General features: G+C 44.6%; 23 protein-coding genes and 1 pseudogene. 16 read left to right on the top strand and 8 right to left on the bottom strand.

Going from position 1 to position 25,943, the window contains the following annotated elements:
- Positions 1 to 21 precede the first annotated feature (21 nt).
- A complete protein-coding gene (locus tag KFE98_05675) occupies positions 22 to 1,020 on the bottom strand; it encodes a GSCFA domain-containing protein (GenBank protein UTW63635.1) in 999 nt (332 codons plus the stop codon).
- A gap of 122 nt (positions 1,021 to 1,142) precedes the next feature.
- Here KFE98_05675 and KFE98_05670 point away from each other — a divergent pair, with 122 nt between their 5' ends.
- Both KFE98_05670 and KFE98_05665 read left to right on the top strand, forming a co-directional pair.
- Entirely contained in the window at positions 1,143 to 1,508 is a 366-nt protein-coding gene (locus tag KFE98_05670; protein ID UTW63634.1) for a VOC family protein, read from the top strand.
- A 29-nt stretch (positions 1,509 to 1,537) separates the two neighbouring features.
- Positions 1,538 to 2,992 (top strand): TIGR00341 family protein, encoded by a 1,455-nt coding sequence (locus tag KFE98_05665; protein UTW63633.1) that lies wholly within the window; start codon positions 1,538 to 1,540, stop codon positions 2,990 to 2,992.
- A gap of 2 nt (positions 2,993 to 2,994) precedes the next feature.
- On the opposite strand, the gene KFE98_05660 is transcribed toward KFE98_05665, so the two are convergent.
- Both KFE98_05660 and KFE98_05655 read right to left on the bottom strand, forming a co-directional pair.
- Positions 2,995 to 3,999 carry a sensor histidine kinase gene (locus KFE98_05660; GenBank protein ID UTW64648.1) on the bottom strand — a complete coding sequence of 335 codons (1,005 nt, stop codon included), beginning with the start codon at positions 3,997 to 3,999 and terminating at the stop codon, positions 2,995 to 2,997.
- A 45-nt stretch (positions 4,000 to 4,044) separates the two neighbouring features.
- Complete coding sequence (locus KFE98_05655; GenBank protein ID UTW64647.1) at positions 4,045 to 4,722, bottom strand: response regulator transcription factor; 678 nt, start codon at positions 4,720 to 4,722, stop codon at positions 4,045 to 4,047.
- A 203-nt stretch (positions 4,723 to 4,925) separates the two neighbouring features.
- Here KFE98_05655 and KFE98_05650 point away from each other — a divergent pair, with 203 nt between their 5' ends.
- The 3 genes and pseudogenes from KFE98_05650 to KFE98_05640 all read left to right on the top strand — a co-directional run bounded on the left by KFE98_05650 (position 4,926) and on the right by KFE98_05640 (position 9,709).
- Positions 4,926 to 7,772 carry a carboxypeptidase regulatory-like domain-containing protein gene (locus KFE98_05650; protein ID UTW63632.1) on the top strand — a complete coding sequence of 949 codons (2,847 nt, stop codon included), beginning with the start codon at positions 4,926 to 4,928 and terminating at the stop codon, positions 7,770 to 7,772.
- 103 nt (positions 7,773 to 7,875) lie between these two features.
- Positions 7,876 to 9,141, top strand: a complete 1,266-nt coding sequence (locus tag KFE98_05645) for a hypothetical protein (GenBank protein ID UTW63631.1) — start codon at positions 7,876 to 7,878, stop codon at positions 9,139 to 9,141.
- A 125-nt stretch (positions 9,142 to 9,266) separates the two neighbouring features.
- Positions 9,267 to 9,709: pseudogene (locus KFE98_05640) on the top strand (DedA family protein).
- On the opposite strand, the gene KFE98_05635 reads toward KFE98_05640, so the two are convergent.
- From KFE98_05635 to hemL, 3 genes are all read right to left on the bottom strand, one after another.
- Positions 9,699 to 10,313 (bottom strand): class I SAM-dependent methyltransferase, encoded by a 615-nt coding sequence (locus KFE98_05635; GenBank protein UTW63630.1) that lies wholly within the window; start codon positions 10,311 to 10,313, stop codon positions 9,699 to 9,701. The pseudogene KFE98_05640 and the gene KFE98_05635 overlap by 11 nt on opposite strands.
- Positions 10,314 to 10,387: 74 nt before the next feature.
- Positions 10,388 to 10,558, bottom strand: coding sequence for a hypothetical protein (locus tag KFE98_05630; GenBank protein UTW63629.1), 171 nt, complete (start codon positions 10,556 to 10,558; stop codon positions 10,388 to 10,390).
- Between the two features lie 32 nt (positions 10,559 to 10,590).
- Positions 10,591 to 11,889, bottom strand: a complete 1,299-nt coding sequence (gene hemL / locus KFE98_05625) for a glutamate-1-semialdehyde 2,1-aminomutase (GenBank protein ID UTW63628.1) — start codon at positions 11,887 to 11,889, stop codon at positions 10,591 to 10,593.
- 91 nt (positions 11,890 to 11,980) lie between these two features.
- Here hemL and kynU point away from each other — a divergent pair, with 91 nt between their 5' ends.
- From kynU to KFE98_05605, 4 genes are all read left to right on the top strand, one after another.
- Positions 11,981 to 13,252, top strand: a complete 1,272-nt coding sequence (gene kynU / locus KFE98_05620) for a kynureninase (protein UTW63627.1) — start codon at positions 11,981 to 11,983, stop codon at positions 13,250 to 13,252.
- 119 nt (positions 13,253 to 13,371) lie between these two features.
- Positions 13,372 to 14,706 (top strand): FAD-dependent monooxygenase, encoded by a 1,335-nt coding sequence (locus KFE98_05615; protein ID UTW63626.1) that lies wholly within the window; start codon positions 13,372 to 13,374, stop codon positions 14,704 to 14,706.
- An 11-nt stretch (positions 14,707 to 14,717) separates the two neighbouring features.
- Positions 14,718 to 15,557, top strand: coding sequence for a hypothetical protein (locus KFE98_05610; GenBank protein ID UTW63625.1), 840 nt, complete (start codon positions 14,718 to 14,720; stop codon positions 15,555 to 15,557).
- A gap of 635 nt (positions 15,558 to 16,192) precedes the next feature.
- Positions 16,193 to 16,933, top strand: coding sequence for a LytTR family transcriptional regulator (locus KFE98_05605; protein ID UTW63624.1), 741 nt, complete (start codon positions 16,193 to 16,195; stop codon positions 16,931 to 16,933).
- Between the two features lie 19 nt (positions 16,934 to 16,952).
- Here KFE98_05605 and KFE98_05600 read toward each other — a convergent pair whose 3' ends face one another.
- Positions 16,953 to 17,600, bottom strand: coding sequence for an MBL fold metallo-hydrolase (locus KFE98_05600; protein ID UTW63623.1), 648 nt, complete (start codon positions 17,598 to 17,600; stop codon positions 16,953 to 16,955).
- Between the two features lie 116 nt (positions 17,601 to 17,716).
- On the opposite strand from KFE98_05600, the gene KFE98_05595 reads away from it, so the two are divergent.
- From KFE98_05595 to KFE98_05580, 4 genes are all read left to right on the top strand, one after another.
- Positions 17,717 to 20,989 carry a hypothetical protein gene (locus KFE98_05595; GenBank protein UTW63622.1) on the top strand — a complete coding sequence of 1,091 codons (3,273 nt, stop codon included), beginning with the start codon at positions 17,717 to 17,719 and terminating at the stop codon, positions 20,987 to 20,989.
- Between the two features lie 12 nt (positions 20,990 to 21,001).
- Positions 21,002 to 21,367, top strand: a complete 366-nt coding sequence (locus tag KFE98_05590; GenBank protein ID UTW63621.1) for a sulfite exporter TauE/SafE family protein — start codon at positions 21,002 to 21,004, stop codon at positions 21,365 to 21,367.
- Positions 21,368 to 21,398: 31 nt separating this feature from the next.
- Positions 21,399 to 21,707, top strand: a complete 309-nt coding sequence (locus KFE98_05585) for a hypothetical protein (protein UTW63620.1) — start codon at positions 21,399 to 21,401, stop codon at positions 21,705 to 21,707.
- 243 nt (positions 21,708 to 21,950) lie between these two features.
- Positions 21,951 to 23,366, top strand: a complete 1,416-nt coding sequence (locus KFE98_05580; protein UTW63619.1) for a tetratricopeptide repeat protein — start codon at positions 21,951 to 21,953, stop codon at positions 23,364 to 23,366.
- On the opposite strand, the gene KFE98_05575 is transcribed toward KFE98_05580, so the two are convergent.
- Entirely contained in the window at positions 23,363 to 24,403 is a 1,041-nt protein-coding gene (locus tag KFE98_05575; GenBank protein UTW63618.1) for an aminopeptidase, read from the bottom strand. The genes KFE98_05580 and KFE98_05575 overlap by 4 nt on opposite strands.
- A gap of 66 nt (positions 24,404 to 24,469) precedes the next feature.
- Here KFE98_05575 and KFE98_05570 point away from each other — a divergent pair, with 66 nt between their 5' ends.
- Genes KFE98_05570 through KFE98_05560 form a run of 3 tightly spaced genes read left to right on the top strand, consistent with a single transcriptional unit; the run spans position 24,470 to position 25,942 of the window.
- A complete protein-coding gene (locus KFE98_05570) occupies positions 24,470 to 24,928 on the top strand; it encodes a hypothetical protein (protein UTW63617.1) in 459 nt (152 codons plus the stop codon).
- Positions 24,915 to 25,541, top strand: a complete 627-nt coding sequence (locus tag KFE98_05565) for an SCO family protein (protein UTW63616.1) — start codon at positions 24,915 to 24,917, stop codon at positions 25,539 to 25,541. The genes KFE98_05570 and KFE98_05565 overlap by 14 nt, the downstream gene beginning before the upstream one ends.
- Positions 25,538 to 25,942: a cytochrome c gene (locus tag KFE98_05560; GenBank protein ID UTW63615.1), complete on the top strand. Its 405-nt coding sequence runs from the start codon at positions 25,538 to 25,540 to the stop codon at positions 25,940 to 25,942. The genes KFE98_05565 and KFE98_05560 overlap by 4 nt, the downstream gene beginning before the upstream one ends.
- Position 25,943 lies beyond the last annotated feature (1 nt).

The raw sequence follows: 25,943 nt of genomic DNA, 5'->3' as shown, positions 1-25,943 counted from the left end.
GTATTTTGCGCAAGGTAAATATTAGGCCTTTTGATGTTTCAGTCGTTTCAGTTCTTTCTCAAATGAAAGGCCGGAGGAATGCTGAAAGGCGACCATTTTTTGCTTCAATTTTTCTAAAAACAACTGATGGGCTCGTGAATCAGGATTGTTGGTCCGGTGATTAAGGCCCTGTAGGATTTGATCGATGATTTGGTTCCAGGCCTGAGTTTCCTGATTGAAAAGAGATTGGGTGAGCTGCTCCCAAATAAACTGTACCGCTTCTTCACTGGGGTGTACCCGATCGGTTTGAAAAAAGCGATAATCCCTCAACACGTCAATGATCCATTCATAAGCCGGGAAGTACTCCCTATTTGGGTTCTGATCCACCAATTGGTGCGTGGCCTGGATTAAGGCCGCTTTGCTTCGGTTATTTTCGATTATCCCATCTCGTATGTGCCGGATAGGACTAACGGTGAATATAATTTTTAGGCCTGGATTGAAGGCTTGAAGATCTTTTAATAACGGGGTCCATTCCTTCTCGATTTCTTCAGGAGTTAAAAGCTCCTTGGTAAATTCAGAAGCCGGTACTTTGTGGCAGTTAGCTACTCGGTTTCCGGTAGAATTGAGCCGATAGGTCCAAGCAGTGCCGAAGGTTATTACCAGTAATTGGGCCTTTTTTAAGAAGGCGTGTCCCTCTTCAACATTTCGTTGGATGTCCTTTAAGACCAGATCGGGATCGGTGGAGTTGAACTGACCGTGATGATTCCAGGAAAACCATTGATCATCTTTTTGAGTGAGGTCGTCGTACTGGTAGCTTTGGTTGTTTAACAAATCCTTTAGGCACTGGGCCAATGCCAGGGGGTGATAGAGCGTCCCGTACGGATTGATAAGCGTTTGAAATTTGTACTTGACAAATCGATCGCCAATGGAATCGGAAAAACAGCTGCCCAGTAGAAATACGGGATCCTTGTGATTCAATTTCCAATTCCACTGAGGAGGATCCAGGGAAAGAAAGAAGTCAGAACTTGACTTGGAATTCATGGCGGCAAAATTCGACTTTTGCGTCAAATCGTTTGTGACTTCCGTCTGATTTTGTTGCTATACGCCGTAATTCTTGCGGTTTTTGTATTATTAAATTTCAATTTCGAGTCAAATCGCGAAGCATGCTTGGATTACGCACGACCATTTATCTGGTGCCTGATATGGAAAAGGCCAAAGCTTGGTATACCGAGGTTTTTGGAACAGCTCCTTACTTTGATGAACCTTTTTACATGGGTTTTGACATTGGGGGATATGAATTGGGCCTTTCTCCGGATAAATCGGGAGACCCAAATAAATCGGCAAATGTGCTATCCTATTGGGGAGTGGATGATCTCGAAAAGGAGTATCAACGATTTTTGGATTTAGGAGCGACCCCTCACGAAGAGCCTCAGAACGTAGGTGGGGAAATTGTGGTGGCCGCTGTAAAAGATCCCTGGGACAATGTTATTGGCTTGATCTACAATCCTGAATTCAAGCTTCCCCAATAAGGAATACCAGGCACAGTACCCATTATTCTATGGCAACAAAAGAGGAACGCAACAACCCCCGATCTGAAGAGAATTCAAAACCCATGGAGTCCTTCCTGGATTTCCTGAAGAGCTTTAAGCACTACTTGAATATTCGAGAAGGGGTAGATGTTAATGAAACGGTGGAAGCCATTAAAAAGGATGTGGAGTTTAAAGGCCACAACATCTACATTCTCATCTTTTCCATTTTCATCGCTTCGGTAGGATTGAATTTTAATTCGGCTCCGGTCATTATTGGTGCAATGCTTATATCCCCGTTAATGGGACCCATTGTTGGTTTGGGGCTATCTGTGGGGATTGCGGACATTGCCTTATTCCGAAAATCGTTGCGCAACATTAGCGTTACGGTGATCTTTTCGGTGCTAACAGCGGCCCTTTATTTTTGGATTACCCCGATTCACAATCAAAACCATGAGCTTTTGGCTCGAACAACACCTACCATTGCTGATGCATTAGTTGCCCTTTTTGGTGGCTTTGCTGGTATTATGGCCAGTTCGCGAAGTGAGCGAGGAAATGTGATCCCTGGCGTAGCGATTGCTACCGCCCTGATGCCTCCATTATGTACCGCTGGTTTTGGAATAGCGACTGGAAATTGGGCTTTTTTCTTTGGGGCTTTCTACTTGTTCGTACTCAATTCTTTATTCATCAGTTTAGCTACCGCCTTGGTGGTTCGGTATGTTGGATTTCCACGGGTAAGCTTTGTGAGTAAAGAGCGGGAAAGAAAAGTTAAGCGCTTTATCTACCTGGCAGTTGCCATCGTTTTGATTCCAAGTGGTTACCTGTTCTATCATGTGATTAAGAAATCCATATTCGATCAGCAGGCACTTGTATTTGTAGAGCAAAATTTCAACAAGGACGAACTCATTGTAATTTCCCACGAACCCAAGTATAACCGAGGTGACAGTAGAATTGTGGTCACCTTGATGGGGCCTCGCATCACAGCAGACGAACAACATGAGATGGAAGCTAAAATGCTGGAGCTTGGCTTGGAGAATTGCCGTCTAATTCTTCGCCAATCGGGCGATTATGAAGCTCGGATGGATGAGGAAGAGCGCCAGGAAAATGAGCGTAATCTGGAGCGTTTAGGAACCGAAGTTAAAACGGGTATTATTCAGGATATGTATGAAAAGAATCAGCAGTTGATGGCTGATCAACAGTCCCGGATTCGCGATTTGGAAGGTCAACTTCACCGCTTAATGGGAGATTCGGTGCCCAATTATGTTTTGCGTCGGGAAGTTCATATCCAATATCCCAAAATTGAGAGTAGTTACTTCGCGGTAGTAGAGGTAAACCTGAAAGATGGATCACAGGATACAATCCCAACCGTTTTCGTTCATTGGAAGTCCAGAACTCCGCGAAGAGAGAAAAACGCAGAGTCAGAAAAATTGGGGCAATGGCTTCAGGTAAGGCTTAATATGGACACCGTTCGTGTGGTGGAATACTAAGTCTATTTGTCTTTTTTCAGGGTAAAAGAAAAGGTACTTCCTTTCCCCTCAGTACTTCTAACGGTAATGGATTGATTGTGCCCATCGATAATGTGCTTCACAATAGCGAGTCCTAATCCGGATCCACCTGCGTGCCTTGCACGGCTCTTGTCTACCCGATAGAAGCGTTCGAACAATCTTGGAATGTGTTTGGCGCCAATACCGATTCCATCGTCCGAAATTTCGATCATCACATTATCACCTAAGTCTTCAAATGAAATGCTTGTTTCGCCCTTTTTCTTTCCATACTTAATGGAATTGACGATGAGGTTGGTGACTACCTGATAGATTTTTTCCTTATCGGCGTACACCCAAAGCTCCGTATTCTTTTTGGTGTCGATTTTAATGTCGATACCGTGCTCTTTGGCTTTGTCCTCCAGGTTGTCAGCTACCTTATAAACCAGGTTGACCAAATCAAATCGCTCCAGATTCAGAATGTCTTTTCCGGATTCCAATTTGGTGATGTGGTCCAGATCGTTCGTCAAAGCTTCCAAGCGTTCAACGTTTTCGGCTGCCTTTAGCAGGAACTTCTCACGGAACGCTTTGTCCTCAACAGCACCTTCTAAAAGGGTTAAAATATTCCCTTGAATAATGGTAAGAGGGGTTTTTAACTCGTGGGATAGGTTTCCGATAAATTCTCTTCGGTATTGAGCCTGATCCTTAAGTGTTTCGATTTCCTTTCTGGAATCTTCTGCCCAGTGCTCCACATCCCGGTTGACCTCACGAAATACATCGCGGCCCATATCGATTTTCATAGAGCTAAGCGGGCGGCCTATTTTTTCATGATGAATAGTCCGGTAGATCAGCTTGATCTTTTGGTCGATAAACTTCTCCATAAGGAAGTAGTAGACCCAATAGGTAACCCCATAGAAAATAGGAGGGAGGGCAAATAGAATTAACCCCATCGAATCCCTGAATAGGATGAGGTAAACAATCAACACCAGACCAGCTAATGCAGAAGAGGACATGAGCGCAGCGCGAAAAGCGATGCGCCTGGGAGTAAGGGTTTTCATTTACTTCCCAAATTTATAGCCAACTCCCTTAACCGTCTTTATGTATTGATCACCAATTTTTTCACGAAGCTTACGGATGTGAACATCGATGGTGCGATCGCCTACCACCACGTCATCTCCCCAAACGGTAGAAAGAATAACCTCCCGGGTAAATACTTTACCAGGCTGAGAGATAAGAAGTCCTAGTAATTCGAATTCCTTTTTAGGCAGATTTAAATCCTGACCATCCACAGAAACCAAATACTTGTCCCGGTCGATAGCGATGCCATTTACCTGCTGAACTTTTTGTGGACTCGTGCCTCCTCGCCTTAACATTGCCTTAATCCGTGAAATCAAAACTCGGGGCTTAACCGGCTTTGAAATGTAGTCATCAGCGCCCGCATCGAACCCGGCAATTTGAGAATAATCTTCTCCCCGAGCCGTCAAAAAGGCGATGTAGGTATTCTTTAGTTTGTCAATTTTTCGGAGCTCGATGCAAGTTTCCATACCGTCCATTTCGGGCATCATTACATCAAGTAAAATCAAATCGGGTATGATTTTTTGGGCGATCTCAATGGATTCCAATCCGTTGTTGGATCCATGGACTTCAAATCCTTCTTTTTCGAGGTTGTATTGCAATACTTCTACAATATCTGGCTCATCGTCTACGAGAAGGATCTTGTATTTCTTTTCGTCCATTTTCTTTTTATTCTTCTTTTTCTCTTTCCCAAATTTGAGTTTATCGCCACCCATGTTACCTTAATTAAATGTTAACTAAAAATTATATAAAGTTATTCCAATTCCGGTAAGGGGGTTCATTTATTAATAATTGATTAAACGGATTTACTTGCCCACCGCGGATTGCTCCCGTTCCTTTGCAAAAAATTGGAAATTGTAGAGAAATGAAGATTTTGAAAGTACTTACCACCCTAACAATCATGGCCCTATCCTTCAACGTTTGGGCACAGAATGGGGTTGTGACAGGAACGGTAACGGAAGAGGTTGACGGAAATTTGCAACCTGCTCCATTTGCCAACGTAGCGTTGTTTTCAGTTGCAGGTGGCGCTCCACTTGGAGGAACAACAGACTTCGATGGAAAGTATCGCGTAGAAAATGTAAAGCCAGGGGATTACACCTTGGTTATTTCCTTTATTGGTCTAAAAGCTGACTCATCTAAAATTACCGTTGCCGCAGGGCAGGAGGTTGTGAAGAGTGTAACCCTTGGTAAAGATGCTAAGGTGTTGAAGGCTTTTGAAATTGAAACGAAGGTGTCTCGTGAAAGTGAGGCCATTCTTTTGATGGATCAGAAAAATGCATCCAGCATTGAGCAGACCATTGGCGCGGCAGAAATGTCGAAAAAAGGTGCCAGTGATGTAGAAGCTGGTTTGACCAAAGTGACTGGGGTAACTGTAGTAACCGGAAGCGACCTTTTTGTTCGTGGATTGGGTGACCGTTACAACCTGGCGATGATGAACGACAACCCGGTTCCCTCTCCGGATCCAGACTTGAAGGTGATTCCTTTGAGCTTGATTCCTACCGACATCGTTCAAAACATCTCGATCGATAAAACATTTAAGGTAGACAACTTTGCTGATTATGCTGGTGCATCTATCGATATTAAAACCCGTGACTATCCAGATGATCCTACCTTCAAAATCGAATTGGGTCTGTCAGGAAACAGCATTACTACCTTCCAGGATTTTCAAGCTCAGAATTCAGGAAGCGCTGACTTTTTTGGAATCGATGGTGGAAACCGTGATCTTCCTACTGAAGTAGAGAATAGCAGAAACTTTAATACCTCTCTTCAAGAAACTCCTATTTATCCGGAAGGATTTAAAAACGGATTTAACTCTCCAACCAACACCGCTATGCCAGCAATGAATTTTGCTGCTTCCGGTGGTAACTACTACAAGATTGGTAAAGAAGGTGGATTTGGATTCTTCGCTTCTGCCGGTATCGAAAACGATTACCAGTACACCGAAGGTTACGACAAGCTGTTGATCGCTCAAGGTGCGGTGAAAAACGACTACAACTTTCAGAAGTACCGTTACAATACCGACAAAGTTGGATTCTTGAATGCCAACTACCGTATTAACAAGAAGCACGACATCGCTTACAACTTGATGGCGATTCAGTCTACCGAGCAACGCTCAGATGAGTATACCGGATTTAACGGTGACCAGGGACAGGATCTTTTTACTCGTAGAAATACCTACTTCGTAAACAACTTGGTGAACCACCAGTTGACCGTAACCAACAAGATGATGAAAAACGATCGTTTGATTCTGACTTGGGGTGGTAGCTACGGTATCGCTTCCAGCGGTGAAAAAGATCGTAACCAGTTGGTTTGGTTGTTGAATGAAAACACAGGTGGCTATGCGATCAACGATTTGGATGTAGCAAGTAACCACCGTTTCTACTCTGACTTGCAGGAAAACATTTTGAATGCCAAAGCAGATGTTCAGTTCAAGTTTAACTACATCTCAGAAAAGAACGACGATTCAAACCGTGGTGTGTTGCAGGTTGGATACAACTTCTACAGCAAGTCTCGTGAGTTTGACTGGCGTCAGGTAAACTATGAGATTTTGACCTCTACTCCTGACAATCCATTGACCGAAGAAATGGACGTGGACAATCCTGATGCTTACTTCAACCAGGAAAACTTTGATTCTAAGTACTTCCGTTTTAAAGAGCAATTGGATGCCACTTCATTTTACGATGCTTCTTTGGATATCAACGCTGGTTACTTAGCAGTTGATTACGACGTAGTTCCGCAAAAAATTAAAGTGTCTTTGGGAGCTCGTGTTGAGCAGTCTTACCAGTTGACCCGCTACAAGGAATTGGGTGACAAATTCTCTGATCCTTTGAGAAGAGCTGTTTTGGATACGGTGAACCTTTTCCCAATGGCAGGTGCCAAATGGACCATTAACAAGAAGAGCAATTTACGTTTCGCTGCAAGTAAAACCATTACTCGCCCAAGATTCCGTGAAGTTGCCCGCTTCCAGTACGAAGAGAAATTTGGTGATGTTCAGAACCAAGGTAACCCTGACTTGAAAAATGCTTACAACTACAATGTAGATGTGAAGTACGAATTGTTCCCTAATCCGGGAGAGTTGATTGCTTTCAACCCATTCTTCAAATACCTGGACAACCCAATTGAGCGTGTTCGTGTTTCTTCTTCTACTCCTTTGCAGACTTACTTCAATACTGATAAGGCCTACATCGTAGGATTGGAAGTGGAGTACACCAGAAACTTGGGAGCTATGTTGAAGTCAGCCGACAGCAGCATTATGCGAAACATCTTTTTGGGAGCTAACTTGTCTTTGATGTATTCTGAGATTTCTATCGACACAAGTGCATCAGGATCTATCAACGTTACGAATCCTACTCGTCCACTTCAGGGAGCTACTCCGCTCTTGGTTAACGCTGACGTAACTTACCGTTTGCGCCACAAAAAGAACCAGGAAGTGGGTGCTAAAACGGACTTTACTCTGGCTTACAATGTTTTCGGTAAGCGTATCGCTGCGGCCGGTGTAAACGGAATGGGTGACATCTACGAACTTTCTGTAAATACCCTGGACTTCATCTGTAAGAACAAGATTGACGAGCATTGGTCAATTGACTTTAAAGTGATGAATATTTTGAATCCTTACATCCGTCAGGAGCAGAACACAGAGGCTGGCGACATCCTGGTTAATCGTTACAAAAGAGGAGTTGACTTCGCAGTTAAGGCGGTTTACAATTTCTAAACATTGCCAATATTATTCGTAACAATTGCTTAAAAGCAGACTAAATAACGAATAAAATAACCACACGTTCTTCGCATCAAATAAAAAGGATAAAACACACGAAATGAAAACAATTAAAAAACCCGCTAAATCTTTGATGATTGCCGTACTAGCACTTGGTATGGTAGGTGGAATGACCTCTTGTAAGAAAGAAGGTTGTACAGATTCAACTGCTACTAACTACGATGCCGACGCTAAAGATGACGACGGTTCTTGTACTTACGCTTCTAAGTCTTACATCGAGAAATTGAACGAAGGTTCTACTCAGACTTTGAACGCTGATATTACTGCTAACGTAACTCTTCCAAAAACTGCATATACTCTTCAAGGTGGTATCCACGTAAAAGAAGGTGCTACTTTGACTATTCCTGCTGGATGTACTATTACTGCTGATCCAAATGAAACAGTAGCTTACCTATTGGTTGAAAGAGGTGCTAAGATTATGGCTGAAGGAACTTCTGATGCTCCTATCGTTTTCACTTCTGGTAAATCTTCACCTGAAAGAGGTGACTGGGGTGGTATCATCATCTGTGGAAAAGCTCCTATCAACAACGGTTCTGAAGCTGAAGCTGAAGTAGGTGGTGTTAAGTACGGTGGTACTGATGCTTCTGACAACTCAGGTGTTATGGCTTACGTACGTGTTGAGTACACTGGTAACGCTATTAACGCTGAAAAAGAGCACAACGGATTTACCTTCAACGGTGTTGGTTCTGGAACTACTCTTCACCACTTGCAAGCCTACATGGGCGGTGATGACGGATTTGAGTGGTTCGGTGGTACTGTAAACACTGAGTACTTGGTATCTACTGGTTCTAAAGATGATAGCTTCGACTGGACTTTCGGATGGACTGGATCTAACAAATACTGGATCGCTGAGCAAGCTTCTGACGCTGGAGACCGCGGAATTGAGGCTGATAACCAAGAAGACAACAACGCTGCTGCTCCTTTCTCTAACCCAACTTTGGAAAACCTTACTTTGATCGGTAACGGAAGAACTAAAGGTTCTGGTGATGCTATCGACGGTATCAAGTGGAGAAGAGGTACTAAGTGTACTTTGAAAAACGCTTTGATCAAAAACTTCTCTGGATACGCTATCGAAGTTGAAGATGATCAAACTGTAAACAACGTAATGGACGGAAGCGTTAACGTAACTACTGTACAGATTGAGAACTGTGTTGAAGGAAACTTCAAGTTCAAAATGTCTAAAGACGCTAACGGTGACCGTGGTCCACTTCCAAATGGATTTGATGAGAACGTTTGGGATAGCCAAGTTGGTACTGCTTCAGGTGCTGGTACTGGATGGACTGACGGATGGACTAAAAGTCTATAAGATTCTACAATTTCCTCAATGGAATAAAAAAGGGTGGTTCCGATTTAATCGGACCGCCCTTTTTTTATGCCTTAATTTTCGAAAGAAATGAGCTCCGGGTATCGGGGCTTTTTTATTTTGCGGCCATGGATGTTTTGCTCAATCCTGAATGGTGGACTTTGTTTGGCTGGTCATTTTTGGCGGCTACGGTCTTGCCTGTTTCCTCGGAGTTTTTTCTGCTGTACATGGTGGCTGGTGGGGCAAATCCTGTGGCTTGCATCTTGGTGGCCACGTTGGGAAATACATTAGGGGAATGAGCTCTTTTGGATTGGGCTGGTTGGGCAAGCTTAGTTGGATTGAGAAATACCTCCGTATTAGCCGCAAAAAGCTGGAGAGTTTTCAATCTCGTGTGGATCGTTGGGGGGCTTGGCTGGCTTGGCTAACCTGGACACCGTTTCTGGGCGATCCACTGGCAGTTGCTCTGGGTTTTTTCAAGGTGAGTCCCTGGCGGGTATTGCCTGGAATGACGGTGGGCAAAATGGCGCGCTATGCCTTTTTGGTATATGCCAGTATCGAGCTTATGGATTAAGCCGGTAGGTTTGCCGCATGATCAATTCCCGATCGCTGGAATGATCTTCTACCAAATGATAACCACATTCGGTAAATAAGGCCTTAAAGTCCGGGAGATCCTGAAACGGGATATCCGTAACCACATGAAAAAAGAGGTACATGGCCTGAACCAGGGCCTGGTAGCTCGTTTGTTGAAATCCCGGAGTGTCGGGTATGGAGAAGTCGGTGAGGTAAACGGTGCCGCCAGGAGCAATTAACCCCCTTAAATCGTGCAAGACTCGTCTTATTTGATCCAATGATAAGCAATCCAGTACAAAGGGCAATAAAACCGCATCATAATTTCCTGTGAGGTATTTGAGTTCGTGCTCAATATCCAGCTTCTGGAAAAATACCTGATCAAAATGATGAGGACATTCACCAGCCAGATTTTGCCGAGCTTGTTTCAGCATACCATCCGATAGGTCCACAAATTCCACCCGGGCATCTGGATGCAATGGAAAGAAATCAGGAAGAAAATGACCCGTGCCACCGCCTAAAACCAAAAGGCGTGAAATAGGTGGGGTATGGATAAAATGATCCGCCTGGGCCTGGATGAGTTTCCGGCCAAAAAAAACTTTCGACAAGAGGAAATAGCCAGGAGCTAACCGGTCGAATCCCGAAGCGATCTTAGACTTTTTTAACAACCTCTAATCTGGTTTTACACAAACAAATGCTCCAAATCGTCTTTCGAATAGCGGTATTTCTCTTTCAGTTCAGCTTCGCGAGCATATCTAAAAGATTGGTTTTTTACCAGCGAAAGAGTCTTCAAAGCTCCCCGGTTACGGGACTTTCTGCGCAAATTCCACTTATGTATACTTCTCGTATTCATCGTCATTTGAACTTGCTGCAAAAGTACGGTTTTTAGCCTTGATTTTCAAGAGCTTGCATGATCCCTTTATTAAGGATTTGTGCAGCCTGCAATAACTGATCTTCGGTGTGAGCAGCTGAGATAAATCCAACTTCGTATCCGGATGGACCCATATACACCCCATTCTCCAGTAAATAGGAGTACAGGTCTTTGAAGAATTTCATGCTATCAGCATCGATTTCTGAAGCGGCACGAATGGCTTTGCTGTTGTCAAAGGCCAACCAGAAGATGGATCCGATCTGTTGAACATGGAAGGGGTGATCTTCACCCAAGCCATCGCACATTTCCTGAACGAAGGCCGTGGTTTTCATTTCCAACTCATCGTAGAATCCAGGCTCCAGGCATTTGCGAAGTGCGGCCAAACCAGCTGACATGGCTACTGGATTTCCGGAAAGGGTTCCGGCTTGATAAACCGGGCCATCAGGTGCTACCTGGCTCATAATGTCCAATTTAGCTCCGTAAGCTCCTACTGGCATACCACCACCAATGATTTTTCCATAGGTTACAATGTCGGGCTGAATATCATAGAGGCCAGCGGCACCTTCGAATCCTACGCGGAAACCGGAAATTACTTCGTCAAAAATCAAGAGGATGTTGTTCTCTTGGGTAATCTCTCTTAAGAATTCGAGGTATTCTTTTTCCTGAACCAATAGGCCGTTGTTGGCAGGAATGGGCTCAATAATAATACAAGCCAAGTCGTCACCGTGATCGGCAATGGCTTGTTTTACGGCATCACGATCGTTCAATGGTGCAACGAGTGTTTCGTTCACAAATGAATCGGGAATACCTGCCGAAGAAGAAATTCCAAAAGTGACCAGACCTGAACCGGCATTTACCAGAAGCGAGTCAACGTGACCGTGGTAACAGCCATCAAATTTGAGGACCTTATTTTTTCCAGTTACGCCACGGGCCAATCGGATGGCAGACATAACTGCTTCGGTTCCTGAACTCACAAAACGGATCTTGTCGATAAAGCGGTTGTTGCTTACAATCAAGTCGCCCAGTTCGTTTTCCAAAGCAGTTGGAGCTCCAAAGGAAGTTCCCTTAGCGATGGTCTTGGTTACCTTTTCGCGAACGTCTGAGTCGTTGTGCCCCAGAATCAAGGGCCCCCAAGAACAACAAAAATCAATGTATTCATTACCGTCCACATCGCGAATAATGGCACCGTCACCAGAGTCCATGAACACAGGCTCACCTTTCACTGAGCGAAAGGCTCTTACGGGAGAATTAACTCCTCCGGGAAACAGGTTTTTGGCGTCTTGATACAGTTTATCGGATACTTCTCTTTTCATGACTTTTGTACGTGTTTTGATTAATGCCGCTTTTTTACCTTTGAGGCCGCGCAAATGTAAATGTTTATCACGCAGACAAACGAGCCGTAAAATGGATTTTGAATACAGTTTGGATTTTGCCCGGAAAATGGACGACCAGGATGTTTTAGCGCCCTGGAGAAAAGAATTCCTATTTCCGCAGCATGAGGGGAATGATGTAGTTTATTTCACCGGTAATAGTTTGGGACTTCAGCCACGTCAGGCCGAAGCAGCTTTGAAACAAGAATTGAAGGATTGGGCCACCTATGGGGTCGAAGGGCATTTTGATGCCAAAAATCCTTGGTTCTCTTACCATGAGATGTTTGCTGAGCCTCTTTCGAAAATCGTTGGTGCCAAGCCTAAAGAGGTAGTGGCCATGAATGGATTGACCACCAATCTGCATTTGATGATGGTTTCTTTTTACCGTCCGACTGCGGAGCGCTACAAGATTGTTTGCGAGGCAAAGGCCTTTCCATCGGATCAATATGCCTTGGAAAGCCAGGTTCGTCACCATGGGTTGAATCCGGATGAGGCCTTGATCGAAATTGCACCCCGAGAAGGAGAGCACTTGATCCGAGAAGAAGATATTCTCCAAGCGATTGAAGAAGCGGGCGATTCACTGGCCTTGGTTATGATTGGTGGAGTGAACTACTACACCGGTCAGGTATTCGATATGGAGAAGATTACCGCCGCAGGTCATAAAGCAGGTGCCTATGTGGGGTGGGACCTGGCCCACGGTGCAGGTAACATCCCTTTGAAATTGCACGATTGGAACGTTGACTTCGCTTGTTGGTGTTCTTACAAATACATGAACTCAGGGCCGGGAAGTATTTCCGGCGTTTTTGTTCACGAACAGCATTGTGATAACCCAGATTTACCGCGTTTTGCCGGCTGGTGGGGTTATGAAAAAGAAACCCGCTTCCTCATGGAAAAAGGGTTTAAGCCTATGCTCAGTGCCGAAGCGTGGCAGCTGAGCAATGCTCCTGTATTGGCCATGGCTGTCCACAAAGTTTCACTCGATATTTTCGAGCAAGCTGGAATGGATAACCTTCGCGAAAAGTCTTTAAGGCTGACCGGTTACCTGGAGTATGTGATCAATCAAATCAACGAAAAGCACGAAAAGGCCGATTTTGAAATAATCACCCCCAAGGATACGAACCAACGAGGATGTCAATTGTCGATTTTGGCTCATGGTTATGGTAAAACCATGTTTGATCGGTTGACGGAAAGAGGTGTGGTGGCTGATTGGCGTGAACCTCACGTGATTCGCATAGCCCCGGTGCCTTTGTACAATTCATTTGAAGATATCTACCGATTCGGGCAGATTTTGGAGGAGGCCATCTGATATGATGGAGATCCTCGGCATATTGCTCGCTGGAATAATCATCGTTCGATTGTTCTCCCGGGGTACGCAACAGCGACCCAGAGGAAGCGATCGTTTTAAAAGGAAATTTGATAACTAACATGGAAAAAGTAATTGTGGTTGGAGCCGGCCTGGTCGGTAGTTTGCAGGCTGTATTGTTGGCTAAAAAGGGATATCAGGTAGACGTGTATGAGCGTCGTGGTGATATTCGTGAAGTCGAGTTTATCGGTGGAAAATCGATCAACCTGGCGCTCTCTACCCGGGGTTGGAAGGCTCTTGAAATTGCCGGTGTGTCTAAGGACATTGAGGAAATTTCCATTCCGATGTATGGTCGCAAAATGCATTCGGTAGATGGTGAGATCTCTTACCAGCCTTACGGCAAGGATGGGCAGGCAATTTACTCCGTTTCGAGAGGTGAGTTAAACCGCAAATTGTTATTGAAAGCTTCGGAATACGAGCAGGTGAATTTTCATTTCGACATGAAATGCCTAGACGTAAATCTGGAGACGAATGAAATTACTTTTCTAAATACAACTACCGGAGAAAAAGTAACCGACAAGGCTGATCGAATCTATGGAACGGATGGGGCTTTTTCGGCCGTTCGCCAGAGACTTCACCGCACCGATCGTTTTGATTATTCGCAAACGTATATGAAGCATGGCTACAAGGAATTGGTGATTCCGGCCAATGCTGACGGTAGCCATAAGTTGGACAAAAACGCCCTGCACATTTGGCCACGAGGTCAGTTTATGCTGATTGCCTTGGCCAATTTGGATGGTAGCTTTACGGTAACGCTCTTTTTCCCGTTTGAAGGGGAAACTTCTTTTGAAAGCCTGGACACAGACGATAAGGTGATTGACTTTTTCAAAAAGACTTTCCCGGATGCTTTGGACGTTATGCCCACTCTGATTGAAGATTACCACGAGAATCCAACATCCTCTTTGTGCATTATTCGTTGTGCTCCCTGGAATTACAAAGATCAAATCCTATTGATGGGAGATGCCGCTCATGCCATCGTTCCATTTTATGGCCAAGGAATGAACGCCGGGTTCGAAGACTGCTCCGAATGGTGGAGATTGGTTGAAGAGAATGGTGAAGATTGGCCTAAGGTCTTCCAGGAGTATGCTGAAGTCCGCAAACCGAACGGAGATGCCATTGCTGATCTCGCCTTGAAAAACTACATCGAAATGCGCGACCTGGTAGGTGACCCTGAATTCCTACTTCGCAAAAAGATTGAAAAAAGAGTATACGCCAATCATCCAGACAAATGGGTGCCTCTCTATTCAATGGTAACATTTACCCATACACCTTATGCCGATGCACTGAGCATTGGTAAGAAGCAGGAAGAAATCATGGATGAGGTGATGCAGTTGCCAAATATTCACGAAATTTGGGAGTCACAGGAAGTCGAGTCGATGATCCTGTCTAAGTTGTAAAGGGAATAAAAATGGGCGTTATTCGTAGACTGGGGCTCTTGGTAGCTTTATTGGGTTTAACTCTCTCTGTAGCGTCTCAAGGCTACCATAGGAAAAAGAAGGATGCCTTTCCTCCGCAACCTACTTACGAAAAGTCACATTGGTATTTTGGTCCTGGGGTTACCTATACCTGGTCGCCCTTTAGCAAGAAAACAGTTGATGGTACCAGCGTTCCCGACACTTCGTTTCATTCTGACCTCTCTCAACAGGCGAGAATCGGATTGGCAGCGGAATTTGGTCGCTACCACCTAATCAATAAATTGTACTTCTTCCGGTATTGGAACTACGGTGTCAATTACCGCTGGATACAGGCCAAAGAAAGGTACACCGATCGAATGACTGCCAGTGGAGAAAATACAACCATTGGAACGGGGGAGAATAGTTTTTCGGATCACTTTATCAATGCTCATGTGGAGATTTCAGGGATCAACAAACTGTCTGACTACGCCTTCCTTCAGCATACCTTGGGGGCAACGGCCGGATATGCCATTGGTTCTAAACGAACTTATAGCGATCATCTTCCAGGATTAACGGAAACTACCAATGGTCGATTTCATTCTTATTTGTACTACAAATTAGGGTGGGGCTATAAGGTCAATAAGAAGTCTATTATCATTCCAAGTTTGGAGATTCCCCTGTTGAATATTGCCAACTGGAACAACGGTCGAATGGAGACGCCTTACTTCAATAGCCAATACTGGCCATGGACTCTAAGTGTTAGAATTCTTCTGGCAAGGCCTTACCGAATGAAAAATTGTCCCCCTGTTGATGCCATTGGTGTTCCCGATGGATTTGATCCCGGAGGTGAATAATACCGAGCCATTAAGTTAATTCCGAAGCTGATTTTTTGAATTTTGAATCAGTAGTGCTCAAATCCATTCGTCCCAGCCCATTTTTTCGTCACATTTTCGGGTTCATTCGTCACAATGTCCCTGTTTGCGAGATATTTTTTTTACCGACCAAATAATATTGTTCTTCTGAAGGGGTTGGTCAATACACTGTTGTAATTCGGTGAAATGGATGCGCTCCTGAAACAAAGGCGGTAGCCGAAAAGCCATATCAGAGTAGGTCAATTTTATCCTTAACAACTATGAAGAATGTATTGATGACGACGGGAGTCAGCTTCCAAATGACGGCCATAGTTTCTAACCCAATCGGGCAGTCCTCTGTCTTTGGTAAATGGATGATTGGAGAATCTGGAATAAGCTTCTTTACGGGTTAGTTCAGTTGTGCTCAGCGTGGAATTTTAGCAGAAGAGTCAAAGTTACTTATAGGGATTCGTCAATTGATTCGGCCTTGTTATTGCTGATAGTTGTGCGTTAAAGTCTTTGTCTTATTAGGGAATCGGGGTAAAGGAAAATCTTCCTTTGTGCAGGATTTTTTCTGCTGAAGAATCGGTAATTCGTTCAGGTACTACACCTCAAACCCATAGCCTTATTCTATTTCTATGTTCAACTTGTGGATCAGCCCATTAATACTTTTCAGCTTAGTAACAGCACTTCAAATAACGACACCCGCTTTCGGCCGTCAAGATGAAGCTTCGATAAGTTTAAGCAGGTCGAAGTCCGGAAATATTACCCATGCAGAGTCAGGGCAACAGGACATTTATTTAGAAACTTCAGGTGAGTTTTCCCGGGGTTCAACATCCAAAGTGGTCTACCCGAAACCGCAGGAGCAAACAACCCCTCCCCAAGGCACAGAGACCTGGAGTGAATCCACTTTCACCCGATGGTGGTTTCCATTGATTATGCTGGCCATGGGGCTGCTGCCCGTTTACCTGACTTACCGAATTCTGGCCCAAGACAAAGATTTTTTGTTGGCCATAAAACAGCGCATGTTTCGGAATGAAAGGAACAGAGAGCACTTCTTATTTTTCAAAAACCACGGCCGAACGGTAAAGATCCCAACGAGAGAGATAAAATATATCCAATCAGCAGGAAATTACCTCGAAGTTCACACCGAGGATCACGTTCATTTGATACGGGCCCGAATAAAGGAATACCGAACACTATTGCCAGATCCCAATGCGTTTATGCGCATTCATCGTTCCTACGTGGTTCGGCTTGATCAGATAGAAGAAAGGAGTCCTTCGGAAGTCGTGATAAAGGGCTCAAAAATCCCGGTAAGTAAAACCTATCGTCGCGATTTTATCCGAAAGTCCAATTACCCTAATTCTTCCAGGTTATAGGGGAATATGTTCTTTAGATTTATTGGAAATTGAGAAAAGGATTTGTTCTCCTTTCCTGTCCAACTGTTGTTTCAGGACCATGTCCGCTGTATACTACCACGTCATCCTCCAAGGGAAGTACTTTGGTTTGAATGGAGTCCAGCAAAGTTTGCATGTCTCCGCCAGGAAGATCCGTTCGTCCGATGCTGCCTTGAAACAAAACATCTCCGGAGATCATAAACTTTTGCTCCTGGGAAAGAAATGCCACATGACCAGGGCAGTGTCCCGGAAGAAATAGAATGTCCAATTTCGACTGACCAAATGAGATCGTTTGCCCTTCTTCCAGGTTATAAGAGGGTTCTGGAAGAGGATCGGCATGGTGAAATCCATAAATGGATGCCGTATTGGCATAACTTACATACACCCGCTCATCGCTTGGGTGAAGTTCTGGAGTTAGGCCCCAGGTTTTGTGAACGAAGTCATTGCCAAAAACATGATCCAGGTGACTGTGGGTATTGAGCAAACGAACAGGCTTAAGTTCCTTGGAATCAATGAATTCTTTAAGTTCTTCCTTTTCATGACGTTCCAGGCAACCGGGGTCAATAATTACACATTCCAAAGTCTCATCCCAAACCACATAGGTGTTCTCAAAAAAGGGATTAAAAACAAATCCTTTAATCTGCATCATAATCGCTTAATTATGCCGTTGTACCACTTACTGGATACCCGGTTTTTCGCGGCGCCAAAAATACAATTAATGCGTACCTTTAGCGCCCTTTACGGGAATAGCTGCATGCGGTCCTATTGGAAAACATATTTATTGATCATTGGTTTACTCCTGCCCACTTTGGGGTGATGGCCCAATTCAACAATGGGATGCGCCATGCCTATGGAAAAAACCGGGTTCAGCACAAGGATTTGTTCTGGACTTACTACAAGTTTTCCCGGTTTACCATTTACCAGTATGATGGGGGAGATATGCTTGCCGAATACACGGCTCGAAACGCTCAGAATATTCTCAAAGACCTGGAACGAAGGCTGGGTTATTCTACCAACCTGCACATCAACTTCATCATTTACAACAAGCAAAACGAATTTGAGCAGAGCAACATCGATTACGATGACGATTACAACGGAACGGGTGGTGTAACCGAAATTGCCAGTTCTAATGTGTTCCTCTATTTCGAAGGTGACTATACCAAGTTCTACTACCAGCTCAGAAAGGGTCTGGCCGAAATGCTCGTCAATCGAATGATGTTTGGTGACAACTGGAAGGAAGTCATCAAAAATGCCACGCTGCTCACGGTGCCCGAATGGTATACCCAAGGTTTGGTTTCTTATGTGGCACATCCCTGGTCGGTTGAAATTGATAACCGGGTAAAGGATGGTGTACTAACCAATCGCTACAAGCATTTTAATCACCTGGATGAGCCGGACAAGACCTATGCCGGACATGCCATCTGGAATTATATCGCGGAGGTATATGGTCCCGAAGTGATCCCGAATGTGCTCTATATGGCTCGGGTAAGCCGAAGCATTGAGAGTGGGTTCATGTTTGTGCTGGGTACCAACCTCATCGATTTGACCAAGGATACCTGGATGTTCTACCAGATCAAGTATGAGATGGATGACGAAGGGGCCAGCTTTACGGAAGATAATTTGGTGTATTCCAAGACCCGCAAGAAAAGAGAATATTTTGAGGTGAAACGAAGTCCTGACGGACGCTACCTCGCTTATGCAACCAATAAACTGGGTAAGTACAAAGTCATTTTGTACGACATTGAAAAGAAGAAACGCAAAACCTTGTTGAAGGGCGGAATTAAGTTGGACCGTTTGCCCGACTATACTTACCCTCTTTTGGCTTGGCGCGACGATGGAAGTGTATTGGCGGTGTTCTCCGAAAAGAAGGCCGAGCCCAATATGTTTATGTACGACGTCAACGAGAAGAAGAAATTCAAGCGACCGGTTTTCCGGGTAGACAAGGTGCTGTCCGCAAGTTTTTCTCCGGATGGTTCGCGAATGATTCTGTCAGCCATGCTTCAAGGGCAAACGGACCTTTGGGAGTATAACCTGAGAGCGAATACGGTAAAGCAGTTGACCAAGGACATGTATGATGACCTGGACCCGGCCTATGCCAACGATAATGATCATATTGTATTTGCCAGTAACCGTCCAACTGACACGCTTATCAAATACCGGGGCTACCTGGATGATTTGATGAAGCAAAAAGATATTTACCTGCTCAAACGCAACAAAAAAGACCTAAGTCTGACTCGGTTAACCAATACTCCTTTGGCCGATGAAAGTGCTCCGTACTACTACAAGCCACTTGAGTATGTCTACCTCTCAGATGAAAATGGAATCAAGAATCGCTGGATGACCAAACTCGATAGTGTGGTCAGCCATATCGATACCCTGATTCATTACCGCTATGTGACAGAGTCCTATCCATTGACTAATTATTCGAGGAGTATTCTGGAGCATCAAATCAATCCTGAAACCGGTAAATCGATTGACTTGGTTTTTAAAGATCATCGTTACCAGATTTATTCCATGGGTATTTCAGATAACCAGAATTCCAGCGCACTTGGAATGAAAGAAACCTCGTTTAAGGAAAAGGAACGAAGTGATGCTGAAAACCCCGAAGATCCTTTTGAAGTCCCCGAGAAAAAAGTCGAGTTGGATATTCGTATTGTAGAAGAGGCTGAGCCGGATTCTACGCAGGACGAATCGCTGATCAATATTCACGATTACACCTTCCTCGGCGAAGAGCGTAAGGATGAATACCAAAAGATTGGTGCGGGTCAATTTACCACCCTGGTTTCTGGAAAACAGGCCGCCGACAGTTCTGTTGAGGATCTTTTCGCGATGCCACAAAAGCGGAACTACAACCTCAATTTTTCTTACACCAAGATTGTATCTACCCTTGATTTCAATTTTGCAGATCAGCTCTATCAGCCTTTTAATGGTGGGCCCTATACGAATCCAGGGCTGGGTCTGTTGATGAAAGTGGGCATGCTTGATCTGTTCCAAAATTACAAGTTGGAAGGTGGTTTCCGCTACGGATTTAGCAACAGCAATATTGAATTCTTCTTGTCCCTGCATGACCGCTCCAGAAGATTGGACAAGCGCTATACCCTGAAACGTCAGAGTCTTAAGTATGTGAGCGACGCAGAGGTGACCAAGGTGATTATTTACAAAGGAGAATATGGTTTGAATTACCCATTCTCTGAAGTAATGGCCGTACGCGGGGAATTAAGTTACCGTAACGACCGTACGGTTCATGCCAGCATTAGCGATGCCAGCTTGGTGCAGCCGGATGACATCATGAGCCAGGCGGGATTGAAGCTGGAATTGGTCTTTGATAATACCCGTAAGCGAGGATTGAATTTGTACTACGGTACCCGGTTCAAGATTTTTGGTGAGCGCTACCAATTGACCGATGATTGGCAAAGCGATTTGAATGTGGTAGGACTGGATTTCCGTCACTACCAGAAAATCTCGAGAGACTTCATTTACGCAGGACGTGTAGCTGCCAGTACCACCTTTGGAAATCGTAAGATTGTATACTACCTGGGGTCTGTGGATGACTGGATCGTGTTGAGTCCGGATCGCGAAAGATTTAATCGCCAAACTCCAATTGCACAAGATCAGAACTACACCTTCCAGGCTCTGGCCAGTCCGATGCGTGGATTTATTCAGAATGCCCGGAATGGAAACTCTTTTGTGGTAATCAATAATGAATTAAGATTCCCACTTTTCAAATACTTCGCTCGCCGTCCATTAAAATCCGATTTTACGGCCAACTTCCAGGTGGTAGCTTTTGGAGATGTGGGAACAGCCTGGAATGGTCAAACCCCATTTAGCGACGACAACGAGTTTAATACCATTACAACCGTAGATGGTCCAGTGACCGTTAAATTGGACAACAAACGCTTCCCAATTATCGGAAGTTATGGAGCTGGTATCCGCACCAAGTTACTCGGTTATTTCCTTAAGTTTGATTTGGCTTATGGAGTGGATGATGGTATTATCCAAGACCCTATCACCCATATTTCTATGGGCTTCGATTTCTAAAAAACAATGAAAATGCAGGAGTTAATCATCCTAATTTGTATCGGTCTGGCGGCCGGTATCCTCAGCGGTATGTTTGGTGTTGGCGGTGGATTGATTGTGGTGCCTGCCCTGGTATGGTTTCTGGCCATGAACCAACATAGTGCTCAAGGCACGAGCCTCGGAATGATTCTGTTACCCGTTGGAATTCTGGCAGTGATTAACTACTACCAGGCCGGCAGTATTAATATCAAATACAGCCTCATTATCGCTGCTGCCTTTGTTATCGGTGGTTATTTGGGATCTAAGGTTTCTTTGGGAATGGCTGAAGGAATGCTGAAAAAAATATTCGGATTCTTCATGCTACTCGTAGCCTTAAAGATCATCTTCCTCGACAAATAATATATTTGAGGACCACGAAAACAGGATTATTATGAAATATACATCGGTATTAGTAGCGGCTTTGGCCATGGTGCTCGCCTCATGTGGCGGATCGGGAGAGAAGCAGGAAAATGAAAATTCAAACCTGAATCAGGTTGAGCAAGGAGTTGAGGAAATTGGTAAAGGCGTTGAAGAGGGAAGCAAAACAATAGGTTCAGACCTGGAGAAGGCCCCTGAAGAGATGTTAGAAGACATGGAAGCCGATGCCAAAGCGGTTGGCGAAGAAGTAAAAGAGGAAGCTGAAAAGTTAGAGGCCGAAGTAGAAGAAATGGTCGATGGCGAATCAGACAAAAAAGAATAATTCAATTGGGGCAAGTCTCACATTAGATCTTGCCCCAATTTCTTTTTTAGCCACCCTGAAAGACCACCCCAAAACCATCAAAACATCCCCCACCAGTTATCAGTATTCTCCTTCGTTAAGTTTTCATTCGAGAACGATCATTTAAGCTGCATAAGTGCTTTTCAATGTCCGATTGTTAGGAAGTTTCGAATGGGCAAAAAGGATTTATTGCCGGAGCAGTTAGGTTTGTATAAAGAGCTTGTTATGCATCGGATTGCCCTTTTGATTGTGCTTATTGCAACCAGTTTGTCCTTGTCGGCCAACGACTTTAAGGATAAAAGCTATTCAGAGCTATTTCAGGAAACCAAGCTACTTATCGCCAGCCACAAAGAGTCCGACGCCATTCCTTTGTTAGAAGAACTTTATAGCCGGGATAAGGACAATGCCAACGTGGCTTACCTGTTGGGTTTGTGCTACGTGAAATCCTACCAAAAAATTCCCCGGGCTATCGACCTTCTGGAAAAGGCTTCAGAGGAGTATACCCGCTTTTACGACAAGACGTCCATTACCGAGCGCGGAGTTTCAGAATACGTATACTACTACCTCATTGTGGCCTACTCTTTAAAAGGCGATTGCAAGAAGACCATCAAAACCCTGAACCGTTTTTACAAGATATACTCCTACGAAGATGAGTGGTACCTGATTGACGGACAGAAGTGGCACCGCGAATGCGGAATGCACAATTGGAAAGATGAGAATGACTCCCTTGTAGAGCCAAGTGACACCTTGCCTGTGGTGATGGATGGAAAATTGGCCATTCAAATCGAGGAGGGACAACCAGAACAACCTGAATTGCCAGATACCCTGGATGGGAAATTGAGAATTTATACCGAAGGTGATCCGCCTGTTGAAGATACGACGGTTCCAGCCCCTGAAGTGGTAGAAGTGGCTCCTCCCGCTCCTAGTGGACCGGTGGTTCCTTACCATGAGCGATTGCGAAGAGTAGGGGAGTCGGGTGGCCCGGAGGTGATGACCAGAGAGGTGAATTACACGGCTCGAAGTTCCTTGTTTGGAGTTCAGGTTGGAGCTTTTATTAAGCCCCGGTATTCCAAAGATTTTAAGGACCTCAAAAACGTAGAGGTTTACATTGACAACTATGGGGTGTTCCGTTATGTTATTGGTCGATTTGTTTTTCGCCAGCAAGCCGAGAAGTTACTCGCATATGTGAAGGACGTAGGCTATCAGGATGCCTTTATTGTGGACATTAACTCGGGTGAAAACTACAGCAACGAAGTTCTCCGGGTAAACAACCAATCCATCAAGCGGGAGATTTCCGGCGAGGTTGATTTTCGCGTTCAGGTAGGAGCTTTTCAGGCGGAAATTCCGGATGACATCATGCAGATTTACCTCAAGTTTGATGACATTAAAGAAAACTACCAAGGCGACCTGACCGTGTTTACCATTGGTACCTATGGAACCTATGAAATTGCCAGTGCCTTTTGTGCCAATATTCGCGACAATGGTGTTCCCGATGCCTTCGTAGTGGCGTACAATGGCAAACGTAAAATCTCGATCGATGAGGCCAATGAATACATCGATAGGATGCGTGAGGCTGCTTCAGAAATTGGTCGCGAAGAAGAGGAAAAAGAAGGCAAGAAGAAAAAGAAGAAAAAGAATTAGTCGTTCTCTTCTTTTAACGCTTGTAACCAAGCCTCAAAATCCCCCCCGTATTCCTTTAAGAACAAGTCCCGAATGGAATCTTGCTGGTTGTTGTACATGAGGTAACCCGTAAAGTAAGTATTGTTGATTTCATTGGAATCTGCCCAGATTCGTTTGAATCGATCGGGCTGCCGAAAGGACAATTGGCTAAGGTCTTTCTTGAATTGGGTTATCATGGAGTCCTTTAGGTGTTGCTTAAGCTCTTGTTCTGCATCCTGGTGTATTTCGTAATGGTCTTTTAGTTCCAGGGCAAAATGGTGCATGTGCTCTTTATACAGCCTCAAATCCTGCATGCGATTTGAATAGTAGGTATGGGGTTCGCTGCCGTTTCCGTATTGATGGATCAAAAAAAGATAAGCTCCGGAATCACCTATGAAGGTTGCCAGGTTTTCGTTGAATACGGCGTCACTCTCAATAAACACCGTTCCATGGGTCATTTCGTGAATAATCAGTCGGGCCAATTCGCCTTCACTATAGTCCAGCATTTTACTCAGAATAGGATCATCGAACCAGCCCAGAGTCGACCAGGCTGAAACGGGATCGAGCGAAACGTCAAAACCCTCCTCTTTCATTTTTTGAAGGTCCTTTTGTCCCCGCTCTTTGTTGAAATAGCCGCGATACCCTGCTTCGCCGATAAGCGGATAGGTCCATTTATAGGGTTCCAGAGCATAAGGATCACAAGCCGTCAGGGTCCATAAAATGGGTTTGCCTTCCTGGTCAAATACTTTGTTATAGCTCTCGGATGGGCTTATCCCCAGCGAGTCGATTGCAAATTGTTTAATCTTCTCGATGAGCAAGGCCTTGCTTCGCTGCTTCTCAGTAACGTGGGGCTTAAGTACCCATTCTTCCATCGGTTCGGCATTCCATAAAACGTTTAACTGTCCTTTGCCCTGCATCCACCAGTAGCTGCCCCATTCGCTCCAAAAGAGGGCAAAAAAGAGGGTGACGGTTGTGAGGATGATATAACGCCTCTTAAATTTTGAAAACAGCCGTTGCATTGCATACAAAGATTGGTATACCGGAGCAATTGTTGACTTAACTTTGCCGGCAAATTATTTGAGTACATGAGAGTATTGAATTCCACCATTGTAGCCGCCGTTCTATTTCTGATGATTGCTTGCGGAGGTGGAACAGGACAAGAAGAATCCAGCTGGACCGAAGATCAAATGCGTACGAAAAAAGTAAGCGTAGATTCCGTGATGGCTGCCCACGATCGTTCGATGATGAGGATGGGAGAGATTCATCAGCTTAAGGTGAACTTGATTCAACGTGTGGATAGCAGTGCAGGAGATTCCTTGCTGCAGGTGATTGAAAACAAGGTGAAAGCTTTGGAAGTGGCCGATGAAGCCATGATGCAGTGGATGAGAAGTTACCGCGAGCCGAGAGATACGGTGAGTTTTGAAAAAGCCATTGCCTATTTGAATCAGGAAGAGAAGAAGATAAAAGAAGTAGACGAGCAAATGAAAAAGAGCATTAGTGAAGCTTCTGAATTGCTCAAATCCTTGAACCATGAAGTGGAGTAGTTTACTTTTTGCCCTTATCCCATTTTTTGCTGCCTGTGATCTTGGCGGTGATGAGCCCCTTCCCATCCTTGGGAGACACCTCTATGAAACGAAAATGGAAAATGGCATTCCGTCAATTGACACCATTTACTACAAGTTGCCTGACTTTGAATTGGATGGTCATCGTGGATCTACCATCAGTCAAAGTGATTTAAAAGGAAAAGTCTACGTAGCCGATTTCTTTTTCACGTCTTGCCCTTCCATTTGCCCTATTATGTCGAAAAACATGCTGGCCCTGAGCGAGACCTTTAAGGGAAACGATCAGGTGGCTTTTTTATCCGTGAGCATCGACCCGATTCATGACTCCGTTCCTACTTTGAAAAAATATTCAGAGAAGCTTCAGGTGCAAAATCCAAACTGGCATTTTGTAACCGGCGAAAAGGATGGTATTTTCGATTTGGCTGAGGCCTATATGGTAAGCGCTATGGAAGACTCAAGAGCTCCGGGAGGATATGCGCACAGTGGGGCATTCATTCTGGTGGATGCCGAAGGTCATATCCGGGCTTACTACGATGGCACCAAGGATGAGGACATTCCTGAAGTTGAACGCGATATTAAACGTCTTTTGAAATGAAAAGAATTTCAATCCTCTTAGCGGTTGTTACATCTCTCGGGCTCATGTTAGGTTCTTGTTTTAACGGTACCCGGGAATACGGCAAGGAAATGTACATGACCCATTGTTCCAATTGCCACGGCATAGAGGGAGATGGTCTACAGGAGCTTTATCCACCATTAAAGAATTCGGATTATTTACTTTCTCATCAGGATCAGTTGGCATGCATTATCCGCTACGGTCTTCATGATACGATTCAAGTAAATGGAGTTGAGTTTAACATGGGCATGACTCCCATCCCTGTGCTCTCCGATATCGACATCCACAACGTGATCAATTACCTCTCCAGAGAGATTGACACACAAATTCAACCGGTTACCATTCAGGACGTACAAAACCAGCTTGACGGCTGCCAAGATTAGG

It is taken from the genome of bacterium SCSIO 12741 (assembly GCA_024398055.1).
GTDB lineage: Bacteria > Bacteroidota > Bacteroidia > Flavobacteriales_G > Salibacteraceae > SCSIO-12741.
Note: the sequence above shows the minus strand (reverse complement) of the source record. Positions and strands in the feature narration are given on the sequence as shown.

What these genes read in the sequence shown, in the direction of transcription:
- KFE98_05675 (UTW63635.1), bottom strand. Translation starts at nt 1,020, where the DNA reads ATGAATTCCAAGTCAAGTTCTGACTTCTTTCTTTCCCTGGATCCTCCT.
- KFE98_05670 (UTW63634.1), top strand. Translation starts at nt 1,143, where the DNA reads ATGCTTGGATTACGCACGACCATTTATCTGGTGCCTGATATGGAAAAG.
- KFE98_05665 (UTW63633.1), top strand. Translation starts at nt 1,538, where the DNA reads ATGGCAACAAAAGAGGAACGCAACAACCCCCGATCTGAAGAGAATTCA.
- KFE98_05660 (UTW64648.1), bottom strand. Translation starts at nt 3,999, where the DNA reads ATGTCCTCTTCTGCATTAGCTGGTCTGGTGTTGATTGTTTACCTCATC.
- KFE98_05655 (UTW64647.1), bottom strand. Translation starts at nt 4,722, where the DNA reads ATGGACGAAAAGAAATACAAGATCCTTCTCGTAGACGATGAGCCAGAT.
- KFE98_05650 (UTW63632.1), top strand. Translation starts at nt 4,926, where the DNA reads ATGAAGATTTTGAAAGTACTTACCACCCTAACAATCATGGCCCTATCC.
- KFE98_05645 (UTW63631.1), top strand. Translation starts at nt 7,876, where the DNA reads ATGAAAACAATTAAAAAACCCGCTAAATCTTTGATGATTGCCGTACTA.
- KFE98_05630 (UTW63629.1), bottom strand. Translation starts at nt 10,558, where the DNA reads ATGAATACGAGAAGTATACATAAGTGGAATTTGCGCAGAAAGTCCCGT.
- hemL (UTW63628.1), bottom strand. Translation starts at nt 11,889, where the DNA reads ATGAAAAGAGAAGTATCCGATAAACTGTATCAAGACGCCAAAAACCTG.
- kynU (UTW63627.1), top strand. Translation starts at nt 11,981, where the DNA reads ATGGATTTTGAATACAGTTTGGATTTTGCCCGGAAAATGGACGACCAG.
- KFE98_05615 (UTW63626.1), top strand. Translation starts at nt 13,372, where the DNA reads ATGGAAAAAGTAATTGTGGTTGGAGCCGGCCTGGTCGGTAGTTTGCAG.
- KFE98_05610 (UTW63625.1), top strand. Translation starts at nt 14,718, where the DNA reads ATGGGCGTTATTCGTAGACTGGGGCTCTTGGTAGCTTTATTGGGTTTA.
- KFE98_05605 (UTW63624.1), top strand. Translation starts at nt 16,193, where the DNA reads ATGTTCAACTTGTGGATCAGCCCATTAATACTTTTCAGCTTAGTAACA.
- KFE98_05600 (UTW63623.1), bottom strand. Translation starts at nt 17,600, where the DNA reads ATGATGCAGATTAAAGGATTTGTTTTTAATCCCTTTTTTGAGAACACC.
- KFE98_05590 (UTW63621.1), top strand. Translation starts at nt 21,002, where the DNA reads ATGCAGGAGTTAATCATCCTAATTTGTATCGGTCTGGCGGCCGGTATC.
- KFE98_05585 (UTW63620.1), top strand. Translation starts at nt 21,399, where the DNA reads ATGAAATATACATCGGTATTAGTAGCGGCTTTGGCCATGGTGCTCGCC.
- KFE98_05580 (UTW63619.1), top strand. Translation starts at nt 21,951, where the DNA reads ATGCATCGGATTGCCCTTTTGATTGTGCTTATTGCAACCAGTTTGTCC.
- KFE98_05575 (UTW63618.1), bottom strand. Translation starts at nt 24,403, where the DNA reads ATGCAACGGCTGTTTTCAAAATTTAAGAGGCGTTATATCATCCTCACA.
- KFE98_05570 (UTW63617.1), top strand. Translation starts at nt 24,470, where the DNA reads ATGAGAGTATTGAATTCCACCATTGTAGCCGCCGTTCTATTTCTGATG.
- KFE98_05565 (UTW63616.1), top strand. Translation starts at nt 24,915, where the DNA reads ATGAAGTGGAGTAGTTTACTTTTTGCCCTTATCCCATTTTTTGCTGCC.
- KFE98_05560 (UTW63615.1), top strand. Translation starts at nt 25,538, where the DNA reads ATGAAAAGAATTTCAATCCTCTTAGCGGTTGTTACATCTCTCGGGCTC.